At 71.9% G+C, this 13,487-nt stretch carries 10 protein-coding genes; 4 read left to right on the top strand and 6 right to left on the bottom strand.

Annotation, left to right across the window (positions count from 1 at the left end):
• Positions 1-109: 109 nt before the first annotated feature.
• The 3 genes from ACI3EY_RS08945 (at position 110) to ACI3EY_RS08935 (ending at position 3,382) form a co-directional block, all read left to right on the top strand.
• Positions 110-637 carry a single-stranded DNA-binding protein gene (locus ACI3EY_RS08945; RefSeq protein ID WP_405040180.1) on the top strand — a complete coding sequence of 176 codons (528 nt, stop codon included), beginning with the start codon at positions 110-112 and terminating at the stop codon, positions 635-637.
• Positions 638-700: 63 nt separating this feature from the next.
• Complete coding sequence (gene ettA / locus ACI3EY_RS08940; protein ID WP_405040179.1) at positions 701-2,383, top strand: energy-dependent translational throttle protein EttA; 1,683 nt, start codon at positions 701-703, stop codon at positions 2,381-2,383.
• A gap of 90 nt (positions 2,384-2,473) precedes the next feature.
• Positions 2,474-3,382, top strand: a complete 909-nt coding sequence (locus ACI3EY_RS08935; RefSeq protein WP_405040178.1) for a pseudouridine synthase — start codon at positions 2,474-2,476, stop codon at positions 3,380-3,382.
• A 62-nt stretch (positions 3,383-3,444) separates the two neighbouring features.
• Here the strand turns inward: ACI3EY_RS08935 and ACI3EY_RS08930 are convergent, their stop codons facing one another.
• The 3 genes from ACI3EY_RS08930 to ACI3EY_RS08920 all read right to left on the bottom strand — a co-directional run bounded on the left by ACI3EY_RS08930 (position 3,445) and on the right by ACI3EY_RS08920 (position 9,621).
• Positions 3,445-7,392, bottom strand: a complete 3,948-nt coding sequence (locus ACI3EY_RS08930) for a cell wall-binding repeat-containing protein (protein WP_405040177.1) — start codon at positions 7,390-7,392, stop codon at positions 3,445-3,447.
• Positions 7,393-7,566: 174 nt separating this feature from the next.
• Positions 7,567-8,532 carry an acyl-CoA thioesterase gene (locus ACI3EY_RS08925; protein WP_405040176.1) on the bottom strand — a complete coding sequence of 322 codons (966 nt, stop codon included), beginning with the start codon at positions 8,530-8,532 and terminating at the stop codon, positions 7,567-7,569.
• Between the two features lie 18 nt (positions 8,533-8,550).
• Positions 8,551-9,621: an aldo/keto reductase gene (locus tag ACI3EY_RS08920; protein WP_405040175.1), complete on the bottom strand. Its 1,071-nt coding sequence runs from the start codon at positions 9,619-9,621 to the stop codon at positions 8,551-8,553.
• 95 nt (positions 9,622-9,716) lie between these two features.
• Between ACI3EY_RS08920 and ACI3EY_RS08915 the strand changes: the two genes are divergently transcribed.
• Positions 9,717-10,505, top strand: coding sequence for a hypothetical protein (locus ACI3EY_RS08915; protein WP_405040174.1), 789 nt, complete (start codon positions 9,717-9,719; stop codon positions 10,503-10,505).
• Between the two features lie 47 nt (positions 10,506-10,552).
• On the opposite strand, the gene ACI3EY_RS08910 is transcribed toward ACI3EY_RS08915, so the two are convergent.
• The 3 genes from ACI3EY_RS08910 to ACI3EY_RS08900 are packed head-to-tail and all read right to left on the bottom strand — an operon-like array spanning position 10,553 to position 13,463.
• Positions 10,553-11,200: a LutC/YkgG family protein gene (locus ACI3EY_RS08910; RefSeq protein WP_405040173.1), complete on the bottom strand. Its 648-nt coding sequence runs from the start codon at positions 11,198-11,200 to the stop codon at positions 10,553-10,555.
• Positions 11,197-12,705, bottom strand: a complete 1,509-nt coding sequence (locus ACI3EY_RS08905; RefSeq protein ID WP_405040172.1) for a LutB/LldF family L-lactate oxidation iron-sulfur protein — start codon at positions 12,703-12,705, stop codon at positions 11,197-11,199. The genes ACI3EY_RS08910 and ACI3EY_RS08905 overlap by 4 nt, the downstream gene beginning before the upstream one ends.
• Entirely contained in the window at positions 12,702-13,463 is a 762-nt protein-coding gene (locus tag ACI3EY_RS08900; protein WP_405040171.1) for a (Fe-S)-binding protein, read from the bottom strand. The genes ACI3EY_RS08905 and ACI3EY_RS08900 overlap by 4 nt, the downstream gene beginning before the upstream one ends.
• Positions 13,464-13,487 lie beyond the last annotated feature (24 nt).

Here is a 13,487-nt window from a genome sequence, read left to right as displayed (position 1 = left end):
GACCCGGGCGTCCACAGATCCGGGTATGCCTCTGGTCACGGGCCGTGTACCGGTCGACCCTGCTGGCAGGGCCACCGACGGTGGACCACCAACCAGAGGGGAACTCATCATGATGAACGAGCTCACGATCACCGTCTCGGGCAACCTCACCCGGGAGCCGGACCGCCGGGTCGGCTCGGCCAGCGGCCGGGACTTCGCGGTCGTACCGATCGCCGTCAACCGGCGGCGTTTCGACAAGGCGCAGGAGGTATGGGTCACCGCCGACACGGTCTACGTGGACCTGCTCTGCTTCGGCCACACCGGCGCGACGGCGCTCTCCAGCTTCAAGAAGGGGGACCCGGTGCTGGCGCACGGCAGGCTGTCGTTGCGTGAGTGGTCCACCGAGAACTCCTCGGGCACGACCGTCTGCGTGGACGTCGACTGCATCGGGCACGACGTCTCGCTGGGGGTCAGCCGCTTCACCAAGGGCTGGGTCGCCTACGACCCCGATCGGGCACAGGACTACGACCCGACGCCGCGGGGCGTGGGGGAGGGCCTCGACGGCGGTGCCCACACCGACCCCGACATCGATGCGGACGCCGACGGGGTCGTCGAGGACGACGAGCAGGCGGACGAGGTGCTGGCCCGCAGCGCCTGAGCGCGGGGTCTGCGGGCGGGCCGAGATTCGGAGACGGCCCGCCCGCCCCGATACCCTGGTGGCATGGCCGAATTCATCTACACCATGACGCGTGCCCGCAAGGCGCACGGCGACAAGGTGATCCTCGACGACGTGACGATGTCCTTCTACCCGGGCGCCAAGATCGGTGTCGTGGGCCCCAACGGTGCCGGCAAGTCCACGATCCTCAAGATCATGGCCGGTCTGGACCAGGCGTCGAACGGTGAGGCGCGGCTGACGCCCGGCTACTCCGTCGGCATCCTGCTGCAGGAGCCGCCGCTCAACGAGGAGAAGACCGTCCTGGGCAACGTCGAGGAGGGGCTCGGCGAGATCAAGCAGAAGGTCGACCGGTTCAACGAGATCGGTGAGCTGATGGCTCAGCCGGACGCCGACTTCGACGCGCTGATGGCCGAGATGGGCCAGCTCCAGGAGGACATCGACCACGCCGACGCCTGGGACCTCGGTGCCCAGCTCGACCAGGCCATGGACGCGCTGCGCTGCCCCCCGCCGGACAGTGACGTGACCGTCCTCTCCGGAGGTGAGCGCCGCCGGGTGGCCCTGTGCAAGCTGCTGCTCTCCAAGCCGGACCTGCTGCTGCTCGACGAGCCGACCAACCACCTGGACGCCGAGTCGGTGCAGTGGCTGGAGCAGCACCTCGCTTCCTACCAGGGCGCCGTCCTGGCGGTGACGCACGACAGGTACTTCCTCGACAACGTCGCCCAGTGGATCGCCGAGGTCGACCGGGGCCGCCTCTACTCCTACGAGGGCAACTACTCCGCCTACCTGGAGAAGAAGCGCGAGCGCCTGGCCGTGGCGGGCAAGAAGGACGCCAAGCTGGCCAAGCGGCTCGAGTCCGAGCTGGAGTGGGTCCGTTCCAACCCCAAGGCCAAGCAGACCAAGAACAAGGCACGGCTGGCCCGGTACGAGGAGATGGCCGCGGAGGCCGAGAAGACCCGCAAGCTCGACTTCGAGGAGATCGCGATACCGCCCGGCCCGCGGCTGGGCAGCCAGGTCATCGAGGTCAAGGACCTGAAGAAGGGGTTCGGCGACCGCACCCTCATCGAGGGCCTGTCGTTCACGCTCCCGCGCAACGGCATCGTCGGGGTGATCGGCCCCAACGGCGTCGGCAAGACCACGCTCTTCAAGACCATCGTGGGGATGGAAGAGGCGGACGCCGGCGAGGTCAAAGTCGGCGAGACCGTCGAGATCTCCTACGTGGACCAGTCCCGTGGCGGCATCGACGCGGAGAAGTCCCTGTGGGAGGTCGTCTCGGACGGGCTCGACTACATCCAGGTCGGGCAGGTGGAGATCCCCAGCCGCGCCTACGTCAGTCAGTTCGGCTTCAAGGGCCCGGACCAGCAGAAGAAGGCGGGGGTCCTCTCCGGTGGAGAGCGCAACCGCCTCAACCTGGCGCTGACCCTCAAGGAGGGCGGCAACCTGCTGCTCCTCGACGAGCCCACCAACGACCTCGACGTCGAGACCCTGGGCAGCCTGGAGAACGCGCTGCTGAAGTTCCCCGGGTGTGCCGTGGTGATCAGCCACGACCGGTGGTTCCTGGACCGAGTCGCCACCCACATCCTGGCCTACGAGGGCACCGACGAGGAGCCCGCGAAGTGGTACTGGTTCGAGGGCAACTTCGACGCCTACGAGGAGAACAAGGTCGAGCGCCTCGGCGCCGACGCAGCGCGGCCGCACCGCGTCACCTACCGCAAGCTGACCCGCGACTGACCCAGCCTCGTGCCGCGCCGCGGACGTCGCCACACCCGCCCCCAGCCACCGTTGCCCCCGCGCGACGGGCTGGGGGCGGCTCGCGTCCGGATGCCGTCCCGGCCGCCTGGGTCGCCCGGGTCGTCGTGGCCCACCGTCCTGGACTTCCTGGTGGTGCTCACCGGTGACGAGCCCGGCCTCCGTCGCCGGATCGCCGCCGGCGAGGTCGTCCTGGCCGACGGCACCCCGGTCGAGGAGGGCACGCCCTACCTGCCGGGTGGGGTCGTGCACCTCTACCGCGACCTGCCGACCGAGGTCGAGGTGCCCGGCGAGATCCCGGTGCTGCTGCGTGACGACGAGTGCGGGCTGCTGGTCGTGGACAAGCCCCCGTTCCTGGCGACCATGCCGCGCGGCAGCCACGTGGCGCAGACCGTGGTGGTGCGGCTGCGCCGTGAGCTCGACCTGCCCGACCTGACCCCCGTGCACCGCCTGGACCGGCTCACCAGCGGCGTCCTGCTGCTCACCACCCGTCCGGAGGCCCGCAGCCCGTACCAGCGGATGGTGCAGGCCGGCGGCCTGGACAAGACCTACGAGGCCCTCGCGCCGGTGCGTCCCAACCTCCCGCTGCCGACCACGGTGACGAACCGGATCGTCAAGGAACGGGGGATCCCGCAGGCCCGGGTCGAGGAGGGGGACCCGAACGCCATCACCCGGGTCGAGCTGCTCGGGACGCTCGGATCCCGCGGCCACTACCGGCTGCTGCCCACCACCGGACGCACCCACCAGCTGCGGGTGCACCTGGCCGGCCTCGGGGTCCCCATCGCCGGCGACCCGCTCTACCCGGTGGTCCGCGACGTCGACCCCACCGACCTCAGCACCCCGCTCCAGCTGCTTTCCCGCGCGGTCACCTTCCGGGACCCGGTGAACGGCCGGCTCCGCACGGTCACCAGCCGCCGGACCCTGCCCATACCGGGGTATGCCGTTCCCGCCGGGGACGCCGACGGGCCCGCCTCCCGGTGAGGGAGACGGGCCCGTCGGTGAGAAGCTGGCCGGTCAGGGGATGAGCCCCGGCCGGCCGGGTGTCACGGCAGCGCCGTGACGAGGGTGTACGCCAGCTCCTCGGTCCCGTCGCTGTAGCCGACGGCGCCCAGGTAGCGGGTGCCGGCCTCCAGCCCGGTCCACGAGAGGTCCAGCGTCACCGGGGTGCCCGCGGTCACGGCCACCGGCGACGGGGTGACGGTGAGGTTGCCCTCGTCCGCGCCCGGCAGGTAGAGGTGCAGCGGACCGGTGGCGACGTCTCCGGCGGCACCGTCCCAGTAGTCGATCGCGACAAGGTAGTCGCCGGGCTCCAGCCCGGTCAAGGTGACTGCCTCGTCCGAACCACCCGCCGCGCTCTGACCGAGGATGGTGCCCGTCTCCGCGTCAGCGACGTAGAGGTCGAGGTCGAGCCCGGCCGGGCTCCACTCGTCCTCGATCGTCTCGACCCGCATGGCGACGGTGCCCTCGGGAACCGTGACCGGTACGACCAGGTCGGCGATGCCGGCACCACCACCCGGACCGTCGGAGGTGACCTCGACCACGGTGCTGTCCGCGGCCGCCAGGCCGTGGACGTTCGAGGTCAGCGTCCCGGTGAAGCCGGGGGTGACCTCCATGGAGGTCTCCCCGTCCGTCCCGTCGACGACGACCTCGGCCGGGGCGCCGATGGCGACCGGCTGCACCGCGATCGGGCTGGTGACGTCAGCGGCCCCACCGGTCCAGGTGAGCGACCCGAAGGTCCACTGGTCCAGCGGTGCGTCGACGGTGGTGATGGTCACCGTGAAGGAGGCCTCACCGCCGGCCGGCACGTCCAGGACGGACGGCTCAACGACGACAGAGGTCCCGGCCGGGGCCTCCACCTCGGCGGTGTAGGTGCCACCCGCTCCGGTGGTGTCGGTGACCGTGCGGGTGACCGTCTGCTGACCGCCCAGGGCACCGATCGAGATGCTCGCGTAGTTCAGGTCGCTCGGGTCGCTCTCACCGACGACGGCGCAGTCCGCGCCACCACCGATGAGCTGCCACTGACCGATCGCGCAGGCATACCCGATCCAGTCGAAGACGTTCGAGTCGTAGACCAGCGGCGTGTCGTACGCCGCGGCCGGCTCGACCTCACCGGAGCCGTAGTGCAGCGGGCTGGAGGGCTCGCCGCCGTAGTTGATCAGCTCACCCTGGTCGTCGGTGGGGTCGGCGGTGGTCATCATCGCCGACTTGACCGCCATCGGGCTCCACTCCGGGTTGTCCTGCATCATCAGCGCAGCCAGACCCGCGATGTGCGGGGCCGACATGGACGTGCCGGACAGGCTGTCGAAGTCCGTGCCGGGGGTACCGGCCGGGGAGACCGCCGCGATGACGTCGACGCCCGGGCCGGTGATGTCCGGCTTGAGCAGGTCGCCGTCACCCGCGATGGCGGGGCCGTAGGAGCTGAAGCCGGCCATCTCGGGGGCGACGATGTCGCCACCCTCGCCGGAGGCGGAGATGAACGCCGTCAGCTCGGGGTCGGCCTCCTCGGCTGCCTTGATCGCGTCACCGGCGGTGCCGTTGACGTGGATCGTGGGCACAGCGTGGAAGTCACCGTTGATCGACTCGGCGTCGGTGGTGTTGGCCAGGATCATGCCGACACCGCCCGCCGCTGCGACCGTGTCGCTCTTCTCCACCCGGGCGTTCTCACCGCGGGTGCAGATGACGATGTGGTCGGCCGCGGCCTCGGCGTCCAGCGACTCCGGCAGGCACAGCAGCGCCGCGCCCTCCGGGGCGCCCGCTGCCGGGATGTCCTCGGAGTTGACCACCGGGGCGGGGCCGACGGCCTCGCCCACACCGATGCCCTCGAAGCGAGTGCCGTCAGCACCGGAGAGGGCGTCCTCGATGGTGGTCATGACGTTGTCGGTGAGGGCGTTGGTGCCTCCCAGGAGGAAGACCTGGGCGGGGTCGACCCCGACGATCGCGTCAAGCACCTGTGCCGGGACCGAGTCCTGGCGGCTGAGCATGACAGGCACCTGCTGGAACCCGGCCAGCGCCGAAGCGGCGAGGGCGTCCGGGTAGTCCAGTCCGGTGGCGACGTGCACCACCGGGGCCGGGTTCTCGGAGCTGTAGCCGAAGCGCTCGGCGACGGCGACCGAGGTGCCGTACCGGTTGGCGCCGGCGAGGCGCTCGTCGCCGCCGAGCTCGGTGTAGACCTCGTCGCTGACGGCGACCTCACCACCGAGCACGTGGACGTCGGGTGCACCCAGGCCCTCCAGGGCCGTGGTGATCGAGCCGGGGACCGAGTCGGTGCGGGTCAGCAGGACCGGGACACCTTCGGTGGCGGCGAGGGCCGAGCCGGACAGGGCGTCGGCGAAGGCCTCGTTCTGGCCGGTGGCGACGTAGACGTGGTCGACGGTGCCGTACTGCGCGGCGATCAGGGCCGAGGTCTCGAAGCGGTCACGGCCCGCGATGCGGGTGACCTCCCCGTAGCCCTCGAGCTGTGCTTCGACGGCCGCAGACACGGCGACCTCGCCACCGAGGATGACGATGTTGCTGGGGTCGATGTCCTCGATCGCGCTGATGGTCGCCTGCGGCAGACCGCCGACGCGGGTCAGCAGGACCGGAGCAGGTGACCCGTCCGGGGTGACCATGGGCTCCACACCGTTGGTGGTGGGAACGATGCCCTTGGCGGCCGAGGCCGCGCCGGAGAGGGCGTCGGCGAACTGGTTTCCGGTGGCGATGTAGACGGTGTCCACGTCGTCCGGGTAGGCCGCCGCGATGTTGGCTGCGGTGACGTACCGGTCGCTGCCCGAGATCCGGTCCACCGGCACGTCGCCGGAGCCGAGGTCGACGTACTTGGTGGTGTTGCGGTCGTGCGTGGAGGCGGCGACAGTCATCAGCCACGGCGAGTTGTGCGCGACCGAGCCGGCACCCACGGTGTCACCGGAGTTGCCGGCCGAGGCGGCCACGAAGACGCCCGCGTCGGCAGCGTTCAGGAACGCCAGCTCGACGGAGTCCACGACGAACTGCGAGGACCCGGAGACCGAGTAGTTGATGACGTCGACACCGTCGGCGACGGCGTCGTCGATGGCGGCGACCAGGCCACCGGTGCTGCCGGTGCCGTTGCCGTCCGAGGTCTGCCACAGGGCCTTGTAGAAGGCCAGGTGGGCGGCCGGGGCCATGCCGCTGCCGGAGCCCATGTCGGTGCCGAAGACACTCATCTGGACGCCGTTGTTGCCGGCCGAGGTGCCACCCACGTGACTGCCGTGGCCGTTGGTGTCACGGGGGGACTGGAAGTCGAAGGCGGTGTTGTTGCCCTCCGCGTAGTAGCGGGCGCCGATCACCTTGCTGTTGCAGGTGACGTTGCCCTCGGGGTCCTCGTCGTCGCCGGTGATGCACTCACCGGCCCACCCCTCGGGCGGGGCGGGGTCGCCGGCCAGCGGTGCGAAGCTCGAGTTCTCCGGCCAGAAGCCGGAGTCGATGATGCCGACGACCATCCCGGCACCGGCGTTGGCGTCGCCACCGAACTGGGTGTCCCAGACGCCGCCCTCCCCGCGCATACCGAGGTAGTCGGGGGTCGAGACGGTGTCCGCCGTCCGCATCTCGTCCTCCCAGACGTAGGCCACGTCCGGGTCCTTGCGCAGCTCGGAGACCTGCTGCGCGGTCAGGTCGGCGGTGAAGCCGTTGAGCACCGTGGTGTAGCCGTAGCTGGCGTCCGCGCGGTCCAGACCGACCGAGTCGAGGACCTCGTTCTGCTGACGCTCGAGGAAGGCGGTGTAGTCGACCGCCGCGCTGGTGGTGGTGTCCAGCTTCTGACCCTCGGGGGCCTTCGTCGCGGGGATGCCCTCGACACCTCCCTCGTAGGCGGCCAGGGAGTCGGCCTTCAGCATGACGATGTAGGAACCGTCCTCGGCGACCGTCAGCTCGGGTGCGGCCCACGAAGGGGGGCCTACCAGAGCGAGCGGTGCGAGGAGGGCACCCGCACCGGTGAGCGCCAGCAGGCGCTTCCCCCGGTGTCCAGGTGTGTTGTGCACGGTGCAGTCCTTTGCTCGAACGGATGGACGTCGCCGCCGAGGAGAACACCACGAGGTCGCGCACCGTCAGCGGGGGACCTCTGCAGTATCGGCCTGTGCACTCAGAGTGTCCACAGGGAGATCCCCGACCTCCGCCGTCTTGACCGAATCGTTACCGGACGTGACGGCCCCCCGTCAGCCCTTGACCCGGACCATCCCCTCCTGGCCCACGGTCGCCAGCAGCGCCCCGTCGGCGGAGAACATGTGCCCCAGGCCCAGCCCGCGACCGGACTGCGCGGACGGGGAGGACTGGGTGTAGAGCACCCACTCGTCGATGCGTGCGGGGCGGTGGAACCACATCGAGTGGTCCAGGCTGGCCGGGCGCAGACGAGGGTCGCCCCAGCCCAGGCCGTGCCGCCGCAGGATCGGCTCGAGGACCACGTAGTCGGAGGCATAGGCCAGGACCGCCGCGTGCAGCAACGGGTCCTCCGGCAGCTCGCGCGCCAGCCGCAGCCACACCGACTGCTGGTCCGCGCCGGGCTCGCCCGAGCTCAGCAGGAGCGGCTCCACGTGCCGCAGCTCCACCGGGCGACGCCTCGCGGTGGCCTGCGCCACCGGGTGCGGCACCTTCTCCAGGATCTCCCGGTCCGAGCGCAGGGTGTCCGGTGGCGGCGCGTCCGGCATCCCGACCTGATGACTGAGCCCCTCGGCCGGCTCCTGGAAGGACATGATGATGGACATCAGGATGCGGCCGTCCTGGACGGCGTGGACCCGGCGCGCGCTGAAGCTGCGACCGTCGCGCATCCGCTCGACGAGGAAGCGCAGCGGACGGTTCGCGTCCCCGGGGCGCAGGAAGTACCCGTGCATAGAGTGGATCGGGCGCGGCGGCGGGTCCGTCTCGGTAGGCCCGCCGGCCACCGGCTCCACGGTGCGGCCGGCGGCGACGAGGCACTGGGCCAGCACCTGGCCCCCGAACACCCGGCCGTGCGGCATCGGCTGGCTGCGCCCGGCGAAGACGTCGCCCTCGGAGTGGGCCAGGTCGGGGTCGATCCCGTCGACCCCCTCCGGGGAGGCCACCCGGATGGTGGTGGAGCCCTCCCGGCGCAGGTCGAGCACGTCCAGGAGGTCGTCGATAGGGTCGTCCAGCGGTGCGTCGGTCACGACGCAGAGCCTACTGACTCACCCGATCGACGCCGACTCCTCCCACAGGTCGACCTCCTCGGTGTGCCCGGCCAGCTCGTCGATACGGGCCAGCTCGTCGTCGGTGAAGTCGGTGCGGGCCGCGGCCTCCAGGTTCTGCTCCAGCTGGACGATGCTGGAGACACCGATCAGCGTGGAGGTCACCCCACCGGGTCGGATCGCCCAGGACAGCGCCATCTGGGCCAGGCTCTGCCCGCGCTCCTGCGCGATCGCACCCAGCCCGTGCAGACGCTCCCTGGTCTGCGCGGTGAGCACCCGGCCGTCGAAGGAGGGGCGTGCGGTAGCCCGCTCCGGGTCGTCGTCGCTGAGGTACTTGTCGGTGAGCAGCCCCTGGGCGAGCGCGGTGAACCCGATCGAGCCCATCCCGCTGCCGCGCAGCACGTCGAAGAGCCCCTGCTCCGGCCAGCGGTTGAGCATCGAGTAGGCCGGCTGGTGGATGATCAGCGGCGTCCCCAGCTCGCGGGCCACGGCGACCGCCTCGGCGGTGCGTTCGGGGGAGTAGGAGGAGATCCCGGCATACAGCGCCTTGCCCTGGCGGACCGCGGTGTCCAGCGCGCCGATGGTCTCGGCGACCGGGGTGCCCTCGTCCGCGCGGTGCGAGTAGAAGATGTCGACCGACTCGACGCACATCCGGCGCAGCGACTCCTCCAGGCTGGCCAGCACGTACTTGCGGGAGCCGAGCATGCCGTAGGGGCCGGGCCACATGTCCCAGCCGGCCTTCGTGGAGAGCACCATCTCGTCGCGGTAGGGCCGGAAGTCGGTGCGCATCATCCGCCCGAAGTTCTCCTCGGCCGAGCCGTAGGGCGGTCCGTAGTTGTTGGCCAGGTCGAAGTGCGTGATGCCCTCGTCGAAGGCGCGGCGCAGGATCTCGCGCTGGGTGTCGAAGGGCCGGTTGTCGCCGAAGTTGTACCAGAGGCCCAGCGACAGCGGCGGTAGCAGCAGCCCGCTGCTGCCCACCCGCCGGTACTCCAGCTTCTGGTGGCGGTCGGGGGCCGCGACGTACGGGCGGTGGGTGTCCGGGACGTCCTGGGCGTAGTACGCAGAGCTCATGGGTCGCAGGCTACGCCGCTGGGCCGGCGGAGGCATGCGACGTGCACCCTGCTCGGGCACGGGATCTCCCCAGGATGTCCCCGCACACTGGGGGTATGCCCTCCGCCACCCCCTCCGGTACCGCAGCCCGGCGCCCGGCGTCGGGGGGTGGTCTGGTCGCCGGGGTGTTCGTCATGCTGCTGGCGCTGGTGCTGCTGGGCGGTGCGCTGAGCGGGGCGCTGCCGCGGATCGGCGCGTGGACGTCGGGCCTCACCGCACCGTGCAGTGTCGTCGTCGATGGCGAGGGCGGCGCTGACGTCGTCCCCCTGGACCGGGAGCAGGCGCGGGCGGCGACGGCCGCCGCGGCCTGGACGCTGCGCACCGGCCAGGCCCCGGCCGAGGTCCTGAGCCGGACCGGGGCCGAGCTCCCGGACGGCGTCGTGGACGCGGTGCTGGGTGCCCGCGCCGGCACCGCGCTCACCTGCCGGTCCACCGAGGCGGACGCCGGCCGGCAGCAGATCACCGACACCGGGCTGACGCCGCGGGCGCAGGCGGTGCGTGAGGCCCTCGAGGCCGAGTTCGGGGAGCTGTCGCTCGGCGGCTTCGCACCCGGTGGGGTGGACTCCGGCCACGGCGCGGAGTCCACCCACTACGAGGGGCGTGCGGTCGACGTCTTCTACCGCCCGGTCACCGAGGCGAGCCTGGACCAGGGCTGGGTGCTGGCTCAGTGGCTGGTGGCGCACGGCGAGGGGCTCACCGTGCAGTACGTGATCTTCGACGACCACTGGTGGGGAGTGCGCCAGTCTGCCCGGGGCTGGCAGCCCTACGAGGCCCCGGGCGGGTCGAGCGACCCGGTGCTGCGCCACCGGGACCACGTGCACGTGGACGTCGTGCGCGGCGACTGAGCAGGACGCATACCCGTCCTGAGGTGATTGCTCCGTGCCGGACCGGCTCAGTCGACCAGGATCACGTCCAGCACGCGCGGGCCGTGCACGCCCTCGACCCGGTCCAGCTCGATGTCGCTGGTGGCGCTGGGGCCGCTGACCCAGGTGAGCGGACGCCGCGGGTCGAGCAGGGCCACCGCGTCCGGGACGTCGTGCACCACCTGCTCGGCGAGGACGACGCAGACGTGCTGGTCCGGGACCAGGGTGAGCGCTCGGCGCCCCTGGTCGGCGGTGTGGTCCAGCACGATCGTGCCGGTGGTGGCGACCCCGAGCCGGGCGGCGGTGACGACGGCGTCCACCGCGTCCAGCCCGTCGGGGGTGAGCGGACCACCGTCCGTGGCGACGTCGCGGAGCAGGGTGAGCCCGGCGGCGTCCACGGGCGCGACCCAGTCGGCGGGCAGCTCGTCCGGCACCAGCACGCTGCGGGCCCGGCCCCGGGCCAGCGCGGCGGCGACCTGGGCACCGACCTGTCCGGGGGTGCAGCGGACCACGGTGGCGCGGTAGTCGGCGACGGTGTCGACGAACAGCTCCAGGGTCTGCGCCCGCGAGGTCGCCGGGGTGGCGATCACCGGGGCCGGCCCACGGGCGCCGGTCGGGGTCGTGACGTCGGCCGTCGCCGCCCGCAGCCGGGCCAGGATCTCCTCGCGCGCGCTCACGAGCCGCTCCCGTCGGGGTCGGTGGCCGGGTCGACCGGCTCGTTGTCGGGCCCGTCGTGCGTCCGGGACCACCACTGCCGGAACGTCTCGGTCGGTGGGGTGGGCAGGTCCCGGGCCTGCGTCCAGGCACCCAGCCCGGGGACCGAGCGCACCGTGCGCCCGCCGAGCAGGCGGCCCCCCAGGGTGGACGCGCGCTGGGCCGCCTCCAGCCGTCGGTGGTCGCCGAACACCCAGGACGCGGCCCTCATCGAGGCGGCCTCCGGGCTGCGTCCCGAGGCCTCGTCCACCACCTGGGTGCGCAGGTGCACCAGCAGCGAGGGGATGTCGATCCGTACCGGGCAGGCCTCGAAGCAGGCGCCGCAGAGCGAGCTGGCGTAGGGCAGGCTCCGGTCCACCTCCGAGGAGGTCCCGCGCAGCTGCGGGTTGAGGACGGCGCCGATCGGGCCCGGGTAGACCGAGCCGTAGGCGTGCCCGCCGACCCGTTCGTAGACCGGGCAGACGTTGAGGCAGGCCGAGCACCGGATGCACCGCAGCGCCTCCCGTCCCACCTCGTCCTCGAGCACCTTGCTGCGGCCGTTGTCGAGGAGCACCACGTGCACCTCCTGGGGTCCGTCGCCGGGGTGCACCCCGGTCCACAGGGAGGTGTAGGGGTTCATCCGCTCGCCGGTGCTGGACCGGGGGAGTAGCTGCAGGAAGGTGCCGAGGTCGCCGAAGGTGGGCAGCACCTTCTCCACCCCGACCACGCTGATCAGCGTCTCCGGCAGGGTGAGGCACATCCGGCCGTTGCCCTCGGACTCGACGACGGCCAGGGTGCCGGTGTCGGCGACCGCGAAGTTGGCGCCCGAGACCGCGACCTTGGCGCGCAGGAACTTCTCCCGCAGGTGCAGCCGTGCCGCCTCGGCGAGCCGGGCCGGTTCGTCGGTGAGGCCGACCGGGGCGGGCCGGCCCACGGCGGCCATCTCCCGGGCGAAGATCTCCCGGATCTCGGCACGGTTGCGGTGGATCGCCGGCACCAGGATGTGGCTGGGCCGGTCGTGGCCGAGCTGCACGATGAGCTCGGCCAGGTCGGTCTCCCAGGCCGCGATCCCGGCTTCCTCCAGGGCCTCGTTGAGCTCGATCTCCTGGGTCGCCATCGACTTGACCTTGACGACCTCGTCGGTGCCCTTGTCCCGCACCAGCTGCACCACGATGGCGTTCGCCTCGGCGGCGTCCCGCGCCCAGTGCACCACCGCCCCTCGGGCGGTGAGGTTGGCCTCCAGCTGCTCCAGGTAGTCGGGGAGGTGGTGCAGCGCCTCGTCCTTGGCGTCCGCGCCGGCCAGGCGCAGCTCCTCCCACGCGTCGACCTCCTCGACCACCTGGGCGCGCTTGCCGCGGATGGTCGCGGTCGCGTGCGCGAGGTTGCGTCGTTGCTGGGTGTCGGCCAGGGCACCGCGCGCGGCACGCTGGAAGGACGGCATCCCCAGGAAGGTGGCCGAGGTGCTCTGCACGGGTATGCCCTCGCTCATGCCGGGTCCTCCTCGGTCGCGGCCAGCACCTCGGCGAGGTGCACGGTGCGCATCCCCGCGCGTTGCCGGTCCAGCATGCCGCCGATGTGGGCCAGGCAGGAGTTGTCCCCGGCCACCAGCACCTCGGCGCCGGTGTCCCGGGCGTGCCTGGCCTTGTCCGCGCCCATCGCGATCGAGGTGTCGGCGTTCTTCATCGCGAAGGTGCCGCCGAAGCCGCAGCACTCCTCCGCCTGCGGCAGGGGGACCAGGTCGATCCCGCGGACCGCGCGCAGCAGCCGCAGCGGCTTGTCGCCGACCCCGAGCATCCGCAGGCTGTGGCAGGTCGGGTGGTAGGTGACGCGGTGCGGGTAGGAGGCACCCACGTCGGTGACGCCGAGCACGTCCACCAGGAACTCGGAGAGCTCGCGGACCCGCGGCGCGGCGGCCCGCACCCGCGCCTCCAGGGCCGTGTCGCCGGTCCGGCGGGCGAGGGTGGCGTGCTGCTCGCGGACCGATCCGACGCAGGAGCCGGAGGGGGCGACGACGTGGTCGAAGCCCTCGAAGGCGTCCAGGAACGGGCGGACCCGGCGGGCGCCGGCATCGGCATACCCGGTGTTGGTGAACATCTGGCCGCAGCAGGTCTGCTCGCGCGGGAAGACCACCCGGCAGCCCAGCCGCTCGAGCAGCCGCACCATCGCCCGGGGCGCCTCCGGCCACATCGTGTCGTTGAAGCAGGTGGCGAAGACGGCCACCGTGAGCCCTGCTCCCGGGTCGGTCATCGCCGCGCCTCCTAATGGTCTGAC

The organism is Serinicoccus shuyuelongi (genome assembly GCF_045032955.1).
Classification (GTDB): Bacteria; Actinomycetota; Actinomycetes; order Actinomycetales; family Dermatophilaceae; genus Ornithinicoccus.
This window is presented reverse-complemented; position numbering and strand designations above follow the sequence as displayed.